Annotated in this window: 19 protein-coding genes and 1 pseudogene; 19 read left to right on the top strand and 1 reads right to left on the bottom strand. The window is 36.8% G+C overall.

Going from position 1 to position 21,032, the window contains the following annotated elements; all coding sequences use genetic code 11:
• Positions 1–43 precede the first annotated feature (43 nt).
• The 17 genes from B2C77_RS18870 (at position 44) to B2C77_RS18795 (ending at position 18,082) form a co-directional block, all read left to right on the top strand.
• Entirely contained in the window at positions 44–670 is a 627-nt protein-coding gene (locus B2C77_RS18870; RefSeq protein WP_077706441.1) for a TetR/AcrR family transcriptional regulator, read from the top strand.
• Between the two features lie 199 nt (positions 671–869).
• Positions 870–1,058: a hypothetical protein gene (locus B2C77_RS21485; protein WP_141130767.1), complete on the top strand. Its 189-nt coding sequence runs from the start codon at positions 870–872 to the stop codon at positions 1,056–1,058.
• Positions 1,059–1,575: 517 nt separating this feature from the next.
• Entirely contained in the window at positions 1,576–2,064 is a 489-nt protein-coding gene (gene rpoE / locus B2C77_RS18865) for a DNA-directed RNA polymerase subunit delta (RefSeq protein WP_077706439.1), read from the top strand.
• A 352-nt stretch (positions 2,065–2,416) separates the two neighbouring features.
• Positions 2,417–4,024 carry a CTP synthase gene (pyrG, locus tag B2C77_RS18860; RefSeq protein WP_077706438.1) on the top strand — a complete coding sequence of 536 codons (1,608 nt, stop codon included), beginning with the start codon at positions 2,417–2,419 and terminating at the stop codon, positions 4,022–4,024.
• A gap of 251 nt (positions 4,025–4,275) precedes the next feature.
• On the top strand, positions 4,276–4,635 hold the full coding sequence (locus B2C77_RS18855) for a response regulator (protein WP_077706437.1): 360 nt from the start codon (positions 4,276–4,278) through the stop codon (positions 4,633–4,635).
• Between the two features lie 99 nt (positions 4,636–4,734).
• Positions 4,735–5,592, top strand: a complete 858-nt coding sequence (locus B2C77_RS18850; protein ID WP_077706436.1) for a class II fructose-bisphosphate aldolase — start codon at positions 4,735–4,737, stop codon at positions 5,590–5,592.
• Between the two features lie 106 nt (positions 5,593–5,698).
• Positions 5,699–6,340 (top strand): fructose-6-phosphate aldolase, encoded by a 642-nt coding sequence (gene fsa, locus B2C77_RS18845; protein WP_077706433.1) that lies wholly within the window; start codon positions 5,699–5,701, stop codon positions 6,338–6,340.
• Positions 6,341–6,466: 126 nt separating this feature from the next.
• Positions 6,467–7,753: a UDP-N-acetylglucosamine 1-carboxyvinyltransferase gene (gene murA / locus B2C77_RS18840; RefSeq protein WP_077706432.1), complete on the top strand. Its 1,287-nt coding sequence runs from the start codon at positions 6,467–6,469 to the stop codon at positions 7,751–7,753.
• Positions 7,754–8,015: 262 nt separating this feature from the next.
• A complete protein-coding gene (gene glpX, locus B2C77_RS18835; RefSeq protein WP_077706431.1) occupies positions 8,016–8,981 on the top strand; it encodes a class II fructose-bisphosphatase in 966 nt (321 codons plus the stop codon).
• 1,531 nt (positions 8,982–10,512) lie between these two features.
• Entirely contained in the window at positions 10,513–11,796 is a 1,284-nt protein-coding gene (gene rho, locus B2C77_RS18830) for a transcription termination factor Rho (RefSeq protein WP_077706430.1), read from the top strand.
• A gap of 329 nt (positions 11,797–12,125) precedes the next feature.
• Positions 12,126–12,371: a type B 50S ribosomal protein L31 gene (locus B2C77_RS18825; RefSeq protein WP_073009220.1), complete on the top strand. Its 246-nt coding sequence runs from the start codon at positions 12,126–12,128 to the stop codon at positions 12,369–12,371.
• Between the two features lie 277 nt (positions 12,372–12,648).
• Positions 12,649–13,272: a thymidine kinase gene (locus B2C77_RS18820; RefSeq protein ID WP_077706428.1), complete on the top strand. Its 624-nt coding sequence runs from the start codon at positions 12,649–12,651 to the stop codon at positions 13,270–13,272.
• A gap of 156 nt (positions 13,273–13,428) precedes the next feature.
• Complete coding sequence (gene prfA, locus B2C77_RS18815) at positions 13,429–14,499, top strand: peptide chain release factor 1 (protein ID WP_077706427.1); 1,071 nt, start codon at positions 13,429–13,431, stop codon at positions 14,497–14,499.
• Position 14,500: 1 nt separating this feature from the next.
• The gene (gene prmC / locus B2C77_RS18810) at positions 14,501–15,367 is read left to right on the top strand and encodes a peptide chain release factor N(5)-glutamine methyltransferase (protein WP_077706426.1); all 867 of its coding nucleotides are present in this window, start codon (positions 14,501–14,503) and stop codon (positions 15,365–15,367) included.
• Positions 15,368–15,430: 63 nt separating this feature from the next.
• A complete protein-coding gene (spoIIR, locus tag B2C77_RS18805; RefSeq protein WP_077706425.1) occupies positions 15,431–16,063 on the top strand; it encodes a stage II sporulation protein R in 633 nt (210 codons plus the stop codon).
• A gap of 71 nt (positions 16,064–16,134) precedes the next feature.
• On the top strand, positions 16,135–16,536 hold the full coding sequence (locus B2C77_RS18800; RefSeq protein ID WP_077706424.1) for a GNAT family N-acetyltransferase: 402 nt from the start codon (positions 16,135–16,137) through the stop codon (positions 16,534–16,536).
• 511 nt (positions 16,537–17,047) lie between these two features.
• Positions 17,048–18,082: an L-threonylcarbamoyladenylate synthase gene (locus B2C77_RS18795; protein WP_077706423.1), complete on the top strand. Its 1,035-nt coding sequence runs from the start codon at positions 17,048–17,050 to the stop codon at positions 18,080–18,082.
• A 663-nt stretch (positions 18,083–18,745) separates the two neighbouring features.
• Here the strand turns inward: B2C77_RS18795 and B2C77_RS18785 are convergent.
• Positions 18,746–18,950, bottom strand: a pseudogene (locus tag B2C77_RS18785) (helix-turn-helix transcriptional regulator).
• Positions 18,951–19,392: 442 nt separating this feature from the next.
• Between B2C77_RS18785 and B2C77_RS18780 the strand changes: the two are divergent.
• Positions 19,393–19,944 carry a manganese efflux pump gene (locus tag B2C77_RS18780; protein ID WP_077706422.1) on the top strand — a complete coding sequence of 184 codons (552 nt, stop codon included), beginning with the start codon at positions 19,393–19,395 and terminating at the stop codon, positions 19,942–19,944.
• Between the two features lie 481 nt (positions 19,945–20,425).
• The gene (locus B2C77_RS18775) at positions 20,426–21,031 is read left to right on the top strand and encodes a low molecular weight protein arginine phosphatase (protein WP_077706421.1); all 606 of its coding nucleotides are present in this window, start codon (positions 20,426–20,428) and stop codon (positions 21,029–21,031) included.
• Position 21,032: the final 1 nt, after the last annotated feature.

Raw genomic sequence — 21,032 nt, 5'->3', positions numbered from 1 at the left:
CGCATGTGGGAATCCAAGTACCTAACGGGAAGGAGTGAAGGAAATGAACTCGATCCTTTCTTCCATCAAAGATCCGTCGTTAATTGAGAAGCGACGGAATCAAATTATTAGATCCGCGATTAGTTTGTTTGAAAAAAAGGGGTTCCATCGGACAACAACAAGAGAAATTGCCAAAGAAGCCGGGTTTAGCATCGGAACTTTATATGAATACATTCGTACAAAAGAAGACATTCTATTTCTTGTATGTGACTCTATTTATTTACAGGTACGTGAACGTTTAGAAGCACAAATTGATCCTGATAATTCTTCCTTGGCGCATTTTATTAATGTAATTCGTTCCTATTTTTATTTAATGGATGACATGCAAGAAGAAGTCATCATTATGTACCAAGAAGTAAAGTCGCTAAAAAAAGAGAGTAAAGATTATGTGCTACAGAAAGAAAAAGATATGGTGTCTATGTTAGAGCGAGTTATTGCTAAATGCTTTCCTCATTCCTTGAACTCGAATGAGCGGCAACTCCTTGCCAATAATATTTTTATTCAAGGGCAGATGTGGGGATTTCGGAGATGGATGTTACAAAAGCAATTTACACTGGAGACTTACATGGATAGCCAAATTCAATTTCTAATACAATCTATTCAGGCTAAATCCTTGAGCGATAAAAGCTAAAGAAAGCAGGCATACCATCTCGTTGGAAACCAAAAAGCTTTGTATGAGTATAACGTTTCTCATGCGAAGTTTTTCTTTTTCACACTATAGATTTTTTAAGATTTATAGTTTAAGCAAAACGACGGTGTTCTATCGTTATAAATGCTTACGATAGACAAGCTTTTCTAACATAAATAAAAAATCATATGATTTAGTCTGTTTGGAAGAACGTCTTCAATATGTGATGTATAAAGTGCTCGTGCAGGCGAACAAGGTTATCAAAGAAAAGCAACAAGAACAAGGATGGACAATCCAACTAGAAGAACAAAAATGGTTCACGTTTGGGTCGCTTTGCTTTCAACATACCTTGGTGCATGATGGAAATATACACTATCCGTTTGTTAAGTAGATTGGATTGCGTAAGAGCGAGCGGATACAGTCCAAAATAGCGACAGTTGATACTATTAAGTTAGCGGAGGAAAAACACGGAGACTCCTCGAAAATGAACAGTCATTTTCTTCATGCGATGTTTCGCTGACGCAGCTTCCCTTGTCCGGTGGGAAAGCGCAGTGGAAAGTCCCCCCAGGAAAAAAGCGAACTGTTTTCTTTCGAGGAGTCTGAGCTCCAGTCCATGGAAATCGTAGTGTTTTTCCGTAGCGGTCACTATCTACATTTTACTTGCATTTTTTCTGCTTTATCTCTAGCATAAACTATATAATTTTGTTTATAATGTATGGTATGGTTAAAGTGGTTTCAATTATGTTGTTCATATCCATTAAAGAGAATAGAGGGATAGAACAAAAGTAGGTTACATAATATATTATTCGTGCGTGTTCAAACAGAGAACCATTTCTATTATGCAACCTCATTATTATGAAATAAACGGTATAGAAGCCATCAATATAAATTAAAGGGAGTGCATGACCGTGAGCTTAAATCAATATAGCCACGAAGAAATTCAAAAAATGCCAATGATTGAGTTGGCTAGCTTATTACTGGCAGAAGAAAGAAAATCATTTCACTTTAAAGACTTATTTAATCGTTTAGCAGATTTGAAAGGCTATACAGAAAAGCAAAAGAAAGATGCGATTGCACAATTTTATACAGATTTAAATGTTGAAGGTAGATTTCTTACTGTTGGCGAAAATATGTGGGGATTAAAGCGTTGGTACCCTGTAGAAAAAATGGATGAAGAAGTAAATGTTGCTCCGAAAAGAAAGAAAAAAGCAAAGAAGAAAAAAGACGAAGATGAGTTGGATATTGTTGATGAGGATATTGAGATTTTAGATGATGATTTAGATATAGGTCTAGATTATGATGCAGAAGAATTAGACGAAGATTTTGACGATGAAGCATATGATGAAGATTTGGATGAAGCGTATGACGATGACGATGAAACTGAGGATAGAAATTAAACGACATTGGATAACGAATACAATGCATCTGGAAATTTAAAACATCCTTTAAAGCCTTGACTTTTTTTAATGAGGTCAGTACAATTTATCTTGGGCTCTTTTATTTTAATTAACAAAGCGTTTCCTCGGTTGATTGGGGAGACGCTTTTATTGTTTTTGCTAGGGTTTTATGCCGCTTGTTACGCATGCGAAACAAGTTAAGTGAGAGAAAATAGCTCCTAAGCGATGGATTCATGTAAGAATCTTTACTTTATATACCCATGTGGTACTTAGGCATCCAGTAAGCAATCAGCTTACTGAATAAAGTTTTCATTATCGCATTTCACAATATAGAGAAAGAGGGAAAGAAAAGATGACCAAGTATATTTTTGTAACTGGAGGAGTTGTATCCTCTTTAGGAAAAGGAATTACAGCTGCTTCATTAGGAAGGTTATTAAAAAATCGCGGTTTACAAGTGACGATCCAAAAATTTGACCCTTATATTAATGTTGACCCTGGTACGATGAGTCCTTATCAACATGGAGAAGTTTATGTGACAGAAGATGGTGCGGAGACAGACTTAGATTTAGGTCACTACGAACGCTTTATCGATATTAATCTAAATAAATATAGCAATATTACAACAGGTAAAGTGTATTCAAGTGTCATTCGCAAAGAACGACGTGGAGACTATTTAGGTGGAACAGTTCAAGTTATACCACATATTACAAACGAAATAAAAGAACAAGTATTTCGTGCGGGTGAAGCGACAGGAGCAGACATTGTTATAACGGAGATTGGTGGCACGGTTGGTGATATTGAATCATTACCTTTTTTGGAAGCTATTCGCCAAATTAAGAAAGATGTAGGCAGGGACAGCGTTATGTATTTGCATTGTACCCTTGTTCCTTATATTCAAGCTGCTGGTGAAATGAAAACAAAACCCACACAACACAGTGTCAAAGAATTACGTTCTTTAGGAATTCAGCCAGACGTTATCGTGTTACGAACCGAACAAGCGATTAGTAAAGAAATGAAGGAAAAGATAGCTTTGTTTTGTGATATAAATGAAAAAGCTGTTATAGAAATGTTAGATGCAGATACATTGTATCAAGTGCCGATTGCTTTACAAGAGCAACGATTAGATGAGCTCACTTGTAATCATTTTGGGCTAGACTGCAAGGAGGCAGATATGGAAGAGTGGCTGGAGCTTCTAAACAAAGTGCGTCACTTATCCAAAACAGTAGATATAGCTTTAGTTGGGAAATATGTGGAGCTTCCGGATGCCTATTTGTCCGTAGTAGAAGCATTGAAGCATGCTGGATTTATGTATGATGCTGATATTCGTGTACATTGGGTGAATTCGGAGTTGCTCGATGAGAAAACGATTCATGAACAATTACAGCATGTAGATGGGATTTTAGTACCTGGAGGATTTGGTGATCGAGGTATTGAAGGGAAAATCACAGCTGTTCAATACGCACGTGAAAATAAAATTCCGTTCTTAGGCATTTGTTTAGGTATGCAATTAGCTACTGTAGAGTTTGCTCGCAATGTCGTAGGTCTTTATGGTGCGCATTCTTCAGAAATTGATCCTGATACAGCATACCCGATTATTGATTTGCTTCCAGAGCAAAAAGATATCTCTGACCTTGGTGGCACATTGAGACTTGGAGTTTACCCTTGCAAACTAAAAGACGGTACAAAAGTGAAAGCAGCTTATAATGGTGCTGATTATATTGAAGAACGCCACCGTCATCGTTATGAATTTAATAATGTTTACCGTGAGCAAATGGAAGAATACGGTTTTGTATTTTCTGGTACTAGCCCTGATGGTCGACTAGTAGAAACGATTGAAATTGCAGATCATCCTTGGTTTGTAGCAAGTCAATTCCATCCAGAATTTACATCGCGACCGACTCGAGCACAAGCTTTATTTAAAGGATTTGTTGGAGCGGCAGTTGATTTTCAGAAAGCATAAGGAGTCTATAAATAAGGGATATGTTAGAAACGGGAGTCGGGGTGAAGGTAGGCGGCTCCCTTTTTTATTTTATTTATACTATAAAAAAGTATAAAATTAGGGTTTATCGTATAAGAAAAAAAGCTTTTCTCCATAAGACTTGGAGATAAGCCAAGTTTCTCTAAGATAAACAGCAAATGCAGCAGGATATCTGTTATGTAATAGAGAATAGTATTGTTGGGGGCAAATGATTTGGAAAGGGGAAGTTAATAGTGAAAAAAACAATCCTTGTTGTTGATGATCAGCCAGGTATCTGTATGCTATTAACGGATATACTAACGGAAGAAGGATATCATGTAGAAACTGCTAGCACTGGAAAAGAGGGGCTAGAAAAGATGAATGCTTCCGTTTACCATTTAGTGTTGATGGATTATCAATTACCGATATTCAATGCATTTGAAGTATTAAAGCAGTTGGAAAAACCAAACAATCAAATCCCTGTAATTGTCATGACTGGCATGACAGAAGGTGTTGTTCGAGAAAAAGAAGATTGTAATAATATTGTAACCATTCTTAGTAAACCATTTAATATTAAGGAAGTTTGCGAATTGGTTCACTCCATTTTGAAATAATTTCACAAGCGTATTGTTGCGACTTTGTGCAGTTGTTGGTATTCTATTAGTGTAATTTATTTTGACATAGGTGTAATGTTCATCTAGAGGAGGATATACATGCCATTAGTATCAATGAAAGAAATGTTAGAAAAAGGGAAAGAAAATGGTTATGCAGTTGGTCAATTTAACTTAAATAACCTAGAGTACGGTCAAGCCATTTTGCAAGCTGCAGAAGAGGAAAAATCTCCTGTCATTATCGGGGTTTCTGAAGGTGCTGCAAGATATATGGGTGGTTTTAATGTTGTTGTTGCAATGGTGAAATCACTAATGGAAGCATATGGCACAACTGTACCTGTTGCGATACATTTAGATCACGGTTCAAGCTTTGCAAAGTGTGCGGAAGCAATTCATGCTGGTTTCACTTCTGTTATGATTGATGCGTCTCATGATCCATTAGAAGAAAATATAGCTGTTACGAAAAAAGTCGTGGAATTAGCTCACTTACACGGTGTGTCTGTAGAAGCTGAGCTAGGAACTGTCGGTGGACAAGAAGACGATGTAGTTGCCGATGGAGTTATTTATGCAGATCCAAAAGAGTGTAAAAAATTAGTTGATGCAACAGGTATTGACTGTTTAGCTCCTGCACTTGGTTCTGTTCATGGTCCTTATAAAGGGGAACCTAACCTTGGCTTCAAAGAAATGGAAGAAATTCTAGATACAGTAGAACTACCTTTAGTACTTCACGGAGGTACAGGTATTCCTACAAAAGATATTCAACGCGCTATTTCACTTGGAACTGCTAAAATTAATGTAAATACAGAAAATCAAATCGCTCAAGCGAATAAGGTACGTGAAGTTTTGAACGAAAACCCTGATCTATATGATCCACGTAAATACTTAGGACCTGGTAAAGATGCGATTAAAGAAACTGTTATTGGTAAAATGCGTGAATTTGGTTCATCACAAAAAGCATAAACGTATTTTCTTATCTTTTACAAGCTCATGCTTTATAATATAGAAGATAGATTGTTTTAAAAACAAGCTAAGTTTTTTATACAATATGTGAAGGGGGCAGGAATTTATGAAATTCTTTATTGATACAGCTAATATTGATGAAATTCGTGAAGCAAATGCACTTGGTGTTCTAGATGGGGTAACCACAAACCCTAGTCTTGTAGCAAAAGAAGGTGTATCTTTTCATGATCGTCTGCAAGAGATAACGAATGAAGTGTCTGGCTCGGTTAGTGCGGAAGTAATTGCAGAAAATGCAGAGGGCATGATACGAGAGGGAAAAGAGCTTGCGGCTATAGCTCCTAATATTACAGTGAAGGTTCCAATGACACTAGAAGGCTTAAAGGCAGTGAAAGCATTCAGTGATTTAAACATTAAGACGAACGTTACACTTATTTTTAATGCAAATCAAGCTTTGCTTGCTGCTCGTGCTGGTGCAACTTATGTGTCTCCTTTTCTTGGTCGCCTCGATGATATTGGGCATAACGGAATGGACCTGATTGAAACGATCGCTGATATTTTTAGGAAGCATAGCATTCACACTGAAATTATTGCTGCATCAATTCGCCATCCTTTACATGTTATAGATGCTGCACAAAAGGGTGCACATATAGCCACTATTCCATTTAAAGTACTTCAGCAACTCGTGTCACATCCATTAACAGATCAAGGAATTGAAAAGTTTTTGGCTGATTGGAATAAAAAAAATTAGTTGCATATAAATGGAAATGTTGTACAACCTAAGAGACAAGGCAGTGTTTACTGCAATAAAGATTGCAAGTAAATGTGGGCGCATGGATATGCGCTCGCATGTTCCTTGCTTAAGTGAGGTTTTTACATGCAAAAAATGTTCGTTGAAGGTGGTCATTTTCTAAATGGCAAAGTTCGTATAAGTGGAGCGAAAAATAGTGCTGTCGCATTATTACCTGCTGCTATATTGGCTGACTCTGACGTGACGATAGAAGGACTTCCGCAAATATCTGATGTGTACACATTAGGGGATTTACTAGAGGAAATTGGAGGTTCGGTTTCCTGGGATGGACAAACCGTGCACATTGATCCTGCTAAGATGATAGCGATGCCGCTACCAAATGGAAAAGTAAAAAAACTAAGAGCATCATATTATTTTATGGGTGCAATGCTTGGGAAATTTAAAAAAGCGGTTATAGGGTTACCTGGTGGCTGTTTTTTAGGCCCTAGACCTATTGACCAGCATATTAAAGGCTTTGAAGCACTTGGAGCAGAAGTTACAAATGAACAGGGAGCAATCTATTTGCGTGCGAAGGAATTGACTGGTGCACGTATATACCTAGATGTTGTTAGCGTTGGGGCAACGATCAATATTATGCTTGCTGCTGTAAAAGCAAAAGGAAAGACAATTATAGAGAATGCAGCTAAAGAGCCTGAGATTATTGATGTAGCCACTTTGCTTACAAATATGGGGGCAAAGATTAAAGGCGTTGGTACGGATGTGATTCGCATAGAAGGCGTTCCTTACCTAAACGGCTGCCGTCATACGATCATTCCGGACCGAATTGAAGCAGGAACATTTGCTATAGCAGCCGCTGCTATGGGAAAAGAAGTAACGATTGATAATGTCATTCCTCCACATTTGGAATCACTATTAGCAAAGATGCGAGAAATGGGCGTTCCCATCGAGGAAAATAATGAGCAACTATTTATTGCGCCGAAACAACCTTTTAAAAGTGTAGATATAAAAACACTCGTATATCCTGGTTTCCCTACAGATCTACAGCAACCGTTTACAACGCTGCTAACAAAAGCAGAAAGTACTGGAGTTGTTACAGACACAATTTATACGGCAAGATTGAAGCATATTGACGAGTTACGCAGAATGAATGCTTCCATTAAAGTAGAAGGCGGATCTGCTATTGTGTCAGGCCCTGTGCAATTACAAGGAGCTAAAGTGAATGCTACGGACCTTCGTGCTGGAGCAGCATTAATTATTGCCGGCTTAATGGCTGAGGGAATTACTGAAATAACGGGATTGGATCATATCGATCGAGGGTACGAAAAGATTACAGAGAAGCTAACGAATTTAGGTGCAAAAATTTGGCGCGATACGATGACGCAGGAAGAAGTTGAAGAATTACAAAATTCGTAACGACTTTTTGGCACAATAGAAAAGCATACAATTTTAGGTCTATGATAGAAGCAAAGCGACAGCTTTTTATTTGAATAATCAATTTTTTCTAATGGGATAGATAAGTTATAAATTGCAGTTGGATTGTTTCATCTATAAATCATATGTCGTATACTAGTTGTGTAAAGATGGTTTAAGAAGAAATCAGCTTGTTAAAGAGAGAATACTTTTTGTCAAACTTCTTCTTGGGATGAGGACAGTTTACAAAAGGGAGAGGTTAACTTTGGAAAGAAGCTTATCAATGGAATTAGTAAGAGTCACGGAAGCCGCAGCTTTAAAATCAGCACGTTGGATGGGAAGAGGTAAGAAAGAAGAAGCAGATGATGCAGCGACAACCGCTATGCGTGCTGTTTTTGATACAATTCCAATGCAAGGTACGGTCGTCATTGGCGAAGGAGAGATGGACGAAGCACCTATGCTATATATTGGAGAAAAGCTCGGTACAGGTAATGGACCAGGGGTTGATGTTGCTGTTGATCCTCTAGAAGGAACGAGTATCGTGGCAAACGGCTCTTGGAATGCACTTTCTGTAATTGCAATAGCAGATAAAGGAACATTATTACATGCACCAGATATGTATATGGATAAAATCGCAGTAGGCCCTGAAGCAGTTGGTACAATTGATATTAATGCTTCTACATTTGATAATATACAAGCCGTTGCTAAAGCAAAAAATAAAGCGGTAGAAGATGTAGTAGTAACTGTTTTGGATCGGCCACGTCACCATAAATTAATTGAGGAAATCCGCGAGGCTGGCGCTCGCATTAAGCTAATTTCAAATGGTGATGTTGCAGGAGCTATCAATACAGCTTTTGATGAAACTGGAGTGGATATGTTACTAGGAATTGGTGGAGCTCCAGAAGGTGTTATTGCAGCTGCTGCCCTTAAATGCTTGGGGGGAGAAATACAAGGTAAATTGGTTCCTGCAAATAAAGAAGAATCCGATCGTTGCTCGAAAATGGGTATTATGGATATTAATAAAGTATTGCATATGGATGATTTTTGCAGCGGGGATGACGCCATTTTTGCTGCTACTGGAGTTACAGACGGAGAATTATTAAAAGGCGTTCAATTTAAAGGAACGAATGCTACTACTGAAACAGTAGTTATGCGAGCAAAAAGTGGAACCGTTCGCTTTATTGATGGTACACATAGCTTGAAGAAAAAACCAGATCTCGTTATAAAATAATAGGTATAGTTCACTTCATAACGGGGAATAAATAAAAGATAGAGCACATTTCTTATATTTTATTAAAAAGGTTGCATGGAGCGAGCCGCTTTCTATTTTGAGATCGAACCTAAGGAAAACTGTAAACAAGGTGACTCGCTCCTTATCTTTTCACTTTTATGTAACAAGGAAGCTACGCACACCAGCTTCCTTTTCTCTACACTATGGGGAATTTTCAAGTTTATTCTAACCATAAATAGTTGGCAATAATCGTATAAGAAAAGCACAAGTTTCCGTAGAAGATTAGATTTAGCCTAAGTATGATGAAAGATTTTATAAGATGAGCGTAGATAACAGGTGGGAAAAGGATAATTTTTTCTTAAGATTTCCATGTAGTTCATATTTTCATGCCAACCATAGGAATACCCCTCGTTGAATTGTCTTGCATTTTATCAATTCTGTTTTATTTCAAGATTCATTCGCATATGCTAAAATGAACCTAGTATAATTTGTGTAATTAAATAGCGTTATACGGTTGAATTTTGCATGTTAAAAGAGTAAGATGGTATATGTTTATAATTTATGTATTATGTTGAACTTCGAATCTAGCTTCCCTACAAAATATCTTCATTTCTTCGAAGACAGGCTTTCCAATAAAGAAGTGAAAAATTCTATTCAATTTCTTGTACTATTAGGAAAGTATCAAAATTTCTAGCGGTTTAAAGTATAAGAAGAACGGTAATTATCGACTTAAATCCTTGGTGTGAAGTCATGTTTTTCTCATGCTATATTACTGAAGTATCATGGAATACATTTGGTAGTTGGTATAGGCTACATTCTACATGAAGTATAAAGTTGAATAAGGAAAGGGAAAAAGGCCATCTCAATTAAAATACATTTCTACGAGTTTATGTGCATAAACTAAATTTTCCAATTAATGCGGTTGTCTTTTACACTATAGAAAAGTATAAGAAAAACTACGGTTTGGTAGTAGCCGATTGGTAGAACGGACAGGCTGCTGATGAGAAGGATATTTGAGTATGGGTATTTCCCCATATAGACTTGTCCAGCTTGGTTTTTCCAATTTTTGAAAGTAGTAGCCATACAGCAGCTTTTATTCGAAGGAAAAGACGATGTAAAACGATTGCTTTACAACTAAGTAGAAATGACTCTTGCAGCAATTCAAACTAAAAAAACTTTTGATACTAGAAATGAAGAAAAAATTGGCTGAAGTTTACTTCTATATGTAATTCCAGATGAACAGGTTTTAAAAGAGAAAATACCATCTCACTTCGTCTGTTTGGGCATGATCCTCGTATAATGTAGTAGATGTACTAGTAAAACCATATATATCTTTTTTTCTATAGGAAAGTATAAGATTTTTTTGGTTTATAGTAAAAACAGCATCTTTTTCCGCTTAAAAGATGTGTCAACAAGCCAAGTTTTTTATTTATACGATAAAGAAAGTGGACGGCGTTTTTGCTATCAAGACATAGCGAATAGCCAAGTTTTTCAACAGAGAAAGTAAAATTTTTATAGGTAAGGTGATTTTATGGCAGGACTAACTATCTCCCGTTTGGAGACGTTAACATTAAAAGAGATTTACCAATTAGCAAGAGAGTATAAAATCTCTTATTATGCAAAGTTAACGAAAAAAGAACTAATTTTTGCAATTTTAAAAGCACAAGCGGAAAAAGATGGCTACCTCTTTATGGATGGGATATTAGAAATTATTCCTTCCGAGGGATTTGGTTTTTTAAGACCGATTAACTATTCACCAAGCGCTGAAGATATTTATATTTCAGCTTCGCAAATTAGACGCTTTGATTTACGTAATGGTGATAAAGTATCTGGAAAGGTTCGACCTCCTAAAGAAAACGAAAGATATTATGGTCTATTACATGTAGATGCTGTCAATGGAGATGACCCAGAAACAGCGAAAGAACGTGTGCATTTCCCAGCGCTAACTGCATTATACCCAGATCGCTTAATGAAGCTAGAAACGAAATCAAATGAAATATCAACACGTATTATTGATTTAATGACACCTGTCGGTTATGGACAGCGTGGACTAATTGTTGCTCCACCTAAAGCTGGGAAGACAACTTTATTAAAAGAGATTGCTAACAGCATTTCTGAAAATCATCCAGATGCAAAATTAATTATTCTTTTAGTAGATGAGCGCCCTGAAGAAGTAACAGACATTGAGCGCTCTGTACATCCTGATGTGGATGTTGTCAGTTCGACATTTGATGAAGTTCCGGAGAGTCATATAAAAGTATCGGAGCTTGTATTAGAACGGGCAATGCGTTTAGTGGAACATAAGCGAGATGTTATCGTTTTAATGGACAGTATTACTCGTTTGGCGCGCGCGTATAACCTCGTTATTCCGCCTAGTGGACGTACGTTATCAGGTGGTATTGATCCTGCTGCGTTTCATCGTCCAAAACGATTTTTTGGAGCTGCTCGAAATATCGAAGAGGGTGGAAGCTTCACAGTATTAGCGACAGCATTGATCGATACAGGCTCACGCATGGATGATGTGATTTATGAGGAATTTAAAGGAACCGGTAATATGGAATTACACTTAGATCGTAATCTGGCTCAGCGTCGTATATTTCCTGCTATTGACATTTTACGGTCTGGAACTAGAAAAGAAGAATTACTTGTTAATAAATCGCACTTGGATAAAATGTGGGCTATTCGTAAAACAATGCAAGATTCTAATGATTTTCTGGAACGCTTCTTACGTAGATTAAGAGCTTCAAAAAATAATGAAGAATTTTTCCAAATGATGGATGAAGAGATGAAGCGACGTGGCATGAAACGTTCTTAAAGTATATTCTAAACCTGTTCACGCTTTTCACACTATAGCCAAGTATAAAATTAGATTTATTCTTTATAAGAAACAGTCATTGCTTGCATTGGGAGGGCAGCAGCATTTACTAATACGTCTTTTCATATCAAGAAAACTACAGCTTTCCCTATAGACACATGACGCTAAGCCAAGATTTTCTAATCCCGAGTAGGTAAAGCCTACTATTGCATTATAGAAATCATCCTGTTATAATCTTTTTATGTGAGTTTAGATCAGGTATTTTACCTATGAGGGCTCTTACAATAACTCTGTCTCCAAAGGATTCAGGGCAAAAAGGAGTGGAAAACATGAAAAAGGATATTCATCCAGAGTACCAAAAAGTAGTTTTTCTTGATACGAGTTCCGACTTTAAATTTTTAAGTGGATCTACCAAATCATCCAATGAAACAATTGAGTGGGAAGATGGGAATACGTACCCATTAATTCGTGTGGAGATCAGCTCAGAATCACATCCATTTTACACTGGTAAGCAAAAGGCTGATAAAGTCGGTGGTCGAGTGGATCGCTTCAAGAAAAAATATAATATGAAGTAATTGTTGGAACCCATGAAGTTCCGAACACGAATCATCTATTTACAATAGTGTATAAAACAGGCAAAATCTCCAACTTTGCCTGTTTTTTTACTTTATACTATAGAAATATAAAATTATAAGGATTGTCGTATAAGGAAAAACTACAGTTTTCACCATGGAAATTTGTAAATGAACTTCAAATTCGTTGTATGTTCATAGAAAGTGAAGCATGTATAGAAAAACGAACAGATAAGCAAAATGGAAATAAACGAAAATGGAAAAGTGGGGGACAAGACGTATGTATGTAATGAAACAAAGTGGCTGGGTAGAATTGATTTGTGGGAGCATGTTTTCAGGTAAATCAGAGGAATTGATTCGCCGAGTCCGACGTGCTACATACGCTAATTTAACTGTAAGGGTATTTAAGCCATCTCTAGATGACCGTTATGAAAAAGAAGCAGTCGTATCTCACAATGGAACGTCGATAATCGCTCGACCAATTAAAGATGTAGCAGATTTGCTTGAACATATAAATGAAAATGTGGATATTGTTGGTATAGATGAAGCGCAATTTTTTGATGCTTCCATTGTCACTATTGTAGAACAATTAGCGGATGCTGGTATACGGGTTGTGGTTGCTGGTTTAGACACAGATTTTCGTGGGGAGCCATTTGGTTCTATGCCGCAATTAATGGCGTTAAGCGAGTCCGTCACGAAGTTGAATGCTATTTGTCCCATTTGTGGTTCTCCAGCAAGTAGAACACAACGTTTAATCAACGGGCAACCAGCTTCTTATGATGATCCAATTATATTAGTTGGAGCTTCTGAATCTTATGAGCCAAGATGCCGCCATCACCATGAAGTACCAAATAAACCGAATAAAGCAACAACCAACATATGTTTAACAAAAATGTCCAAATAAGCCGATTTTCTTATCTCGTATAAAATAAGACTAGCACAACCTGAACACGAACTTAGAGGTGTTTTAAAGAAGTTCTTGTCTTTAATCCACACCGATTTTGACCTAATAACAGGAGTATACTATAATTATACTGTTAATTAGAAAGAGGTGGCCGTGATGTTAGATCGTTTACAATCTTTAGAAGATCGTTACAATAAATTAAATGAATTGCTAAGTGATCCGGAAGTAATTAGCGATGCGACAAAGCTTCGAGAATATTCCAAAGAACAATCAAGCTTAGAAGATGTTGTTCAAGTTTATCGAGAATATAAAGATGTCGTACAGCAGTTAAAAGACGCAAAAGAAATGCAAGAAGACGAGCTAGATGAAGAAATGGAAGAAATGGTAAAACTTGAAATTAACGAGCTTACAGAAAATAAACAACAATTGGAAGAGAAGTTAAAAGTTTTACTATTGCCGAAAGATCCAAATGACGATAAAAACGTATTTATGGAAATACGCGGAGCTGCCGGTGGAGACGAAGCGGCATTATTTGCAGGAGACTTATATCGGATGTATTCCCGTTACGCCGAGACTTATGGGTGGAAACTAGAAGTCATGGAAGCTCATACAACTGGTGTAGGTGGATACAAAGAAATTATCTTTATGATTAACGGTAAAGGTGCTTACTCTCGTTTGAAATATGAAAACGGCGCCCATCGTGTTCAGCGTGTTCCTGAGACGGAATCAGGCGGAAGAATTCATACATCAACGGCGACCGTAGCTGTCCTGCCCGAGGCTGAAGAAGTGGAAGTGGATATTCATGAAAAGGATATACGTGTGGATACCTTTGCCTCTAGTGGGCCGGGTGGTCAAAGTGTTAACACAACAATGTCAGCTGTTCGTTTAACGCATGTTCCAACAGGCATCGTGGTTTCAATTCAAGATGAGAAATCGCAAATTAAAAATAAAGAAAAAGCAATGAAGGTGCTGCGAGCTAGAATATATGATATGTATCAACAAGAAGCTCAAGCTGAATACGATGAAAATCGTAAATCTGCAGTAGGAACTGGAGATCGATCAGAGCGTATTCGCACCTATAACTTTCCGCAAAATCGTGTAACCGATCATCGGATTGGTTTAACTATTCAGAAACTAGATCAAATTCTAGAAGGTAAATTAGATGAAATTATTGAAGCGTTAATTATGGAAGAGCAAACGAAGAAATTGGAACAAATTGGTGAATAATATGGAAGTGAAGAAACAATACGAAGTCCTTCAATGGGCTTCCCTTTTTTTAGAGGAACACGGTCGAGAAAAAAATGTTGCCGTTATTTTGCTACAACATTTTTTACAAGTGACCGCTATTAAATTTTACATGAATATGCAACAACTTGTTCCAGAAGAAGTGCTTACACCGTATATGGCAGCCATTAAGCAACATGCTTCAACGGGTATACCAGTACAGCATTTGATGGGGTGCACTTCGTTTTATGGACGGGAATTTAAGGTAAACGAAGATGTACTTATTCCGAGGCCAGAAACAGAGGAACTCGTGCAGCAGGTTATTCAACATGTAAACCATCATTTTGTGGATAAGTGCCCGACTATTGTTGATGTGGGTACAGGAAGTGGCATAATTGCCATTACACTCGCTTTAGAGTTGCCTAAGGCGATGGTTTACGCAACAGATGTCTCGGAACAAGCTCTAAAAGTAGCGAAGGAAAATGCGAGCCGACATCAAGCTGCTGTTGTATTTACTGCTGGCGATTTTTTAGCACCAGTACTAGAACAAAATATTTCTATGGATGTATTGGTTTGTAATCCTCCTTATATTGCGAGGGAGGATATTTCTTTTATGGCAGATACAGTGAAAAACTTTGATCCTCATTTAGCTTTGTTTGCAGAACAAAATGGATTAGCTGCTTACAAAAAAATTGTTTATCAAATGGCGCAATTGTCCGAGAGACCTTATTTGGTTGCTTTTGAAATAGGCTATCAACAAGGTGAAGCTGTATCTGATTTAATCAAGTATGTTTATCCTGACAGTTATCCACAAGTGTTACAAGACATCAATGGAAAAGATCGGATGGTCATTGTAAATAATAATATTTAAGAATACTAGTTTAAAATCATCGCCCTTTGTACATAATGAAGAATACAAAGGGGGAAGACGGTGATGAAAAAACTAGTATTTTTTGCTGTTATATTATTTATTGGATTATTAATTATTCCTGGGCAAGTGATAAGCCAAAAATCAGGGGAAACAGCGCTTAACAATCAAGATGAATATCAAGTTATTCCGGATGAAGCGATCCGTTTACGTATATTGGCTAATAGTGATAGTGAAGCAGATCAAGAATTAAAAAGAAGTATACGCGATCAAGTGAATAAAGAGATTACGAAATGGGTAGAGGATATTACAGATATTGAGCAGGCTAGAAGTTTAATAGAAAAACGTATACCAGACTTAAATCAGATTGTAGGGTCCGTGCTCAAGAAAGCGGATGTAAAACAAAGTTATGAAGTGTCTTACAATAAAAATGTTTCCTTTCCAACGAAAATATATGGTGAATTTTTATATCCTGCAGGTGAATATGAAGCAGTTTTAATTACAATTGGAGAAGGGAAGGGTGACAATTGGTGGTGTGTTTTATTTCCTCCTCTCTGTTTTCTAGATTTTTCTAACGGAACGAGCGCCGTATCAGCTGAAACGACAGAAGATAAAGAAGAAGAGAAAGAAGTGGAGCGAGAAGATGATGAAGATACGGAAGTGAGCTTTTTCTTGTTTGAATGGTTAGGCTGGTCATAATTTCGTTGTCTGTGCATATACTATATTTATATATAAGCAAAACTATTAAACCGTAATAGGGGTGAGTAGAAATGAATTTAATTCAGGCTAACAAAGTATCGCAGGAAAAGTTAGACTACTTTTTACTAAGTAATCCACATATGAATAAGGATAGTTTATTACAAAAAGGGTATGTTGTTGAGATAAAAGGAAAGATAGAAGGTTGTTTTATCCTTGAGGAAATGGAAGAAGGAACGTATTGGTTAAAACAGCTATATATTACACAATCAGAAGCAGCTGTCCTTCCAGTATTATTGGAATCCATTTTAACGATGGCTAAACAACAGCACGCAAAAAGAGTTTATGTGCATAGTCATCAACCAGTTGTGGATATTTTACTTGAAGCTTTGCAGTTTCATCCACAAAAAGAGAGAGCTTTTGTTGATAAATTTGATCAAAAAGACGGTAATTGGTGGTTGTATCATGTTTCGTGATGGTTATCTAAAATAAATTGCCGAAAAATTAAGTTACTAACAATGTTATCCACTGTTTTTGTGGATAACATTTAAATTTGTTGTGGAAAATGTGTATAAATGTAAAAAAAACTTAATAATAAAGGTTTATAAATGTAAGGCCTGTGGATATGTTGTTCATTAGTTATCTACAGGTTTTTAGTATAGTAAAAGTGAATATATTTTCATAGTATTCCCTAGAAAAACTTGGCTTGTCACCAAGTCTTATGGAAAAAGCCTTTGTTTTTCTTATACTATAAACCAAAAACATCTCATACTTTCCTATATTGGAATGAAAAACTATCCTCTTTTTACTGTCCTAATCCAATCGCGGCAAATGTCTTTGGTTTAAATTATTCCCATTGTTGTCGAGGCGATTATTAATTGCGTCCTTAGTATTCAAGTATCAAAATAACAGCAACTCTGTTTGCTTTCATTGCACAACCCGTCTTGATCTACTAAAATAATGTTAGTAGAAAAGAGGTAACTGAAAATGAAAACGAAGTATTGGAATATATCTAAAATGACTAAAAGAGAACAACAAGAGTCGATAATCGAAGCGAGTCAGCTACTGCACCAAGGCGAAATTGTTGCTTTTCCAACGGAGACTGTGTATGGATTAGGAGCTAATGCTACAAATGAGCAAGCAGTACAGAAAATATTTCAGGCAAAAGGGCGTCCACAGGATAATCCGCTAATTGTTCATGTGGCCGATGCTTTGCAAATGGAAAGTCTAGTACGTTATTGGCCTGCTTATGTAGATAAATTATTAGTTGCTTATACGCCAGGGCCAATTACGTTCGTCTTACCGAGTAATGATGTGTGTTCTCCTGCTGTAACAGCAGGTTTAGATACTGTCGGTGTCCGAATCCCGAGTCACCCAGTTGCTCATCAGTTGCTATCCGCATGTCAGTTACCAATTGCTGCACCAAGTGCCAATATATCGGGAAGACCTAGCCCAACTAGTGCTAGACATGTATGGCATGATTTAAGTGATAAGATTGCTGGAATTTTGGATGGTGGGGCTACTGGTGTTGGATTAGAATCAACTGTCATTGATTGCACGCAGGATATTCCGGTTATTTTACGACCGGGTGGTATCACGAAAGAGCAAATTGAAAAAGTAGCGGGGGCTGTTATGGTTGATCCTGGCTTAGCAGTAAAAAATGAAAATGAACAACCAAAATCTCCGGGCATGAAGTATCGGCATTATTCCCCTGAAGTTCCGCTATGGATTGTTTCTGGGGCTAGCGAAAACTTGCAGAGTATGATCTACCGTTTACAGATGGAAGGAAAAAGAGTTGGTGTCATGGGGAAAGACGGTACCGTGGAAAGGCTACAGGTAGAAGCAATCATAAAGCTAGGAAATACAATGGAGCAAGTAGCTGCCAATTTATATGGCGCATTACGTACCTTTAAATTAGGGGAAGTTGATATTATTCTTTGTGAGTCTTTTCCTGAACAAGGTATTGGACAAGCAGTAATGAATCGCTTAACGAAAGCTGCTAGTCGTATCATTTCATTGTAGTTGTGACAATAATAAGAGGATTTTAAAATAAACCAGGAAAAGGGTAGCTTGCCTTTTTCACCATAATGTCTAGATATTCCTATGTTGGAAAGACGATGTATTCGATTATAATATCAACTCAACTAACAAATTAGAGAATGGTATAAACAGCATCAACAGAATATGTATGTAAGGTTTTTTGAACCATTATTGAGTCTATCATCTAAGATAGGAATGGGACAAAAAGTTTATGACTGGATTGCAAATGGACGAACTATTTTTCCTACTGGTTCCTGCAATGAGAAAACATGCGAAATTCCAATTAAAAAGTAGGGATTTTTTACAACACTTTGAGAAGTTACTTCTCAAAGTGTTGTATTTGTATTTTTTATATTCGTTTAGCTACAGCTAAATATATTGAGGGAACAATACTTTGAATATAGAATATAATCATTACGTAATAAATAAAATACTCTTTATGAATCACATCTAATATTGCTACTAATGCAACGCCAAGAAGTATTCCTCCTGTTAATATTGAATAAGAAAAAGATTTAATTTTAAAAAAATAATAACTCTCCTCTTTCATCCATTGATTCCTTTTTTCTTTCAAAATTGGCTTTGTATATTTCCGAAACAATAATAAGTAATGCTAGCTCTATAAATAGGTTGTGGTTAACGTAATCATACAACTTTCTCCTTAAATTTAAATACTTCTGTAATCTCTTTTCCCAATGAATTAGAAATCTTAAAGGCCGATATCAATGAAGGGTTATATTTGTTTTTTCTAATGCTGCAATTGTTTGGCGACTAACACCTACGTCATCGAAAAGTGTTGCTGGGTCCATTTCTTCTCAGCCCTTCCTGCAGATATATAGTTCTCTAACATTGAGATACCTCTTTTCTTTCTGGAATTCTAATACAATTATTGTAATTTATTTTTTTGTTTTTTACATAATGTAAAATATTCACGACATTCGAATTTCTTATATAGATTATTCCTTTATAAATTTGATTTCCTCTAAAAATTTTAAGATTAATTAAATGTTGTTAGACGCTAGCCTAAATGGAAATCAGCTTATATCTAGCTTCGAAAAATAGAAGGGAAAGGTGCTTCTTAATAAGAAAACAGCGACTGTCACTCTAGTCTGATTGTGAATATATTCCAAATGGATAGTGCCATCTTTAGTTGGGTATTTACTTTTTTGGATTTATTAGAAAGAATATTTGATCTGAAAATTTAGATGTTATTTATGCAACGCTAGTGAAATCAAACATATTTCTCCTTAGATCATCATATAGTTTAAAAGCATGTCCAAGGGGGAGTCTACGTGTCAGGATACATTGGTGAGGTGACAGCCTTATTATTTCTAGCTTTTGCGCTTGGACTTGACGCCTTTTCTGTCAGTTTAGGATTAGGGTTACAGCGTCTTCGTTTAAAGCGTATAGCGCTCATTGGGGTTGTAGTAGGGCTATTTCATATACTTATGCCATTTTTAGGTATTCTATTTGGTACTATGATATCAGAACAAATCGGTAGTCTAACTAATTTAGCTGGCGGATTGTTACTTGTAGGGATTGGCGCCCAAATGTTTTTTTCTGCTTTTAATCAGAACGTAAAAAAAATGATTCAACCAGTTGGTGTCGGATTGCTTTTATTAGCACTCGGCTTAAGTATTGATAGCTTTTCTGTTGGGTTAAGTTTAGGTATCTCTGGAGTCAAGACGGCTATAGCACTTTTGCTATTTGGAATGGTAAGTGCTTGTCTATCTTGGATCGGCATGCTGCTTGGAAGAAGAGTAGAAGGTTACTTAGGTGCTTATAGTGAGCTGTTAGGAGGGAGTATTTTAATTGCTTTTGGCTTACATGTATTATTCGGATAAATAAGAAATAGTTCGCATGTTGTTCTGCTATAGGGAAGGTTCAATAGTTTAAAGTTTATACGAACAAAATTAGCAACGTTGTTTTGCAGTAAAGACTTAGCGGTAAGCATGTTTTTTATAACTGCGCAAAGGCTTGGTTCTATACCAAGTTTTTTCTAATAGTCTAGGAAATTATAAAATTTTGCAGCTGTAGATAAACGTACTAAGTTATTTAGCCACGTCCGGCTCCAGCGCCCAGAAACTAGGCGACTTCACGAATCGCCCTACGATAAGTCATCATTGGCTCGTGCAACACCGCCTCACCATGATTCCTAAAACTTTAGTTGCTTCGTTCCACTCGCTACGTTGCTGACCGGGCGCCCCGAGCCTTTGTTCTTACTAAAGGAAGTTGTTCATTCGTCTCTATACAGGGGGAAGAACTGGTGAAAGGAAAGATGGATATGATATATTGATATCAGAGTTTAGTATCGGAGGTAACAGTATGAGATTGTTATTTGTGTGCACTGGTAATACATGTCGTAGTCCAATGGCTGAAGCCTTAGTGAAGCATAAAATTCCGGAAGTAGAAGTACAGTCAGCTGGCATATTTGCAACCAATGATCAACAAGCAAACCCTAAAACGATTGAAGTCTTAAAGCAAAAACAAATAAAAATGAACCATCTTTCCCAGCCGGTTACGAAAGATTTACTTCATTGGGCTGACGTAGTCTTAACAATGACAACCCAGCATAAGCAGTCGTTAATTATGAATTTCCCCCAATTTCAAGATAAGTACTTTACATTAAAGGAATATGTCTTAGAAGCCGATAAAAAAGTATGGGAAAAGTTAAAAAAAGCATATGCAGATTATGAGGAAAAAAGATCAATATTTATCCAGAAACATCAGCATAAACTGGATAATTCTCTTCTCAATCAACGCATTCAAGAACATTTAGCCGAAGACATGGTGAATATTCGAAGGCTAGAAGCGAATCTAATCAATTATGATATTTCTGATCCTTTTGGTGGAGATTTGCGGACCTATCAGGAGACGCTTGATGAGTTGGATAAGTATATTGATCTGCTTCGTAAAAAACTTACAAAGTAGA

This window comes from Virgibacillus dokdonensis (assembly GCF_900166595.1).
GTDB lineage: Bacteria > Bacillota > Bacilli > Bacillales > Amphibacillaceae > Virgibacillus > Virgibacillus dokdonensis.
Note: the sequence above shows the minus strand (reverse complement) of the source record. Positions and strands in the feature narration are given on the sequence as shown.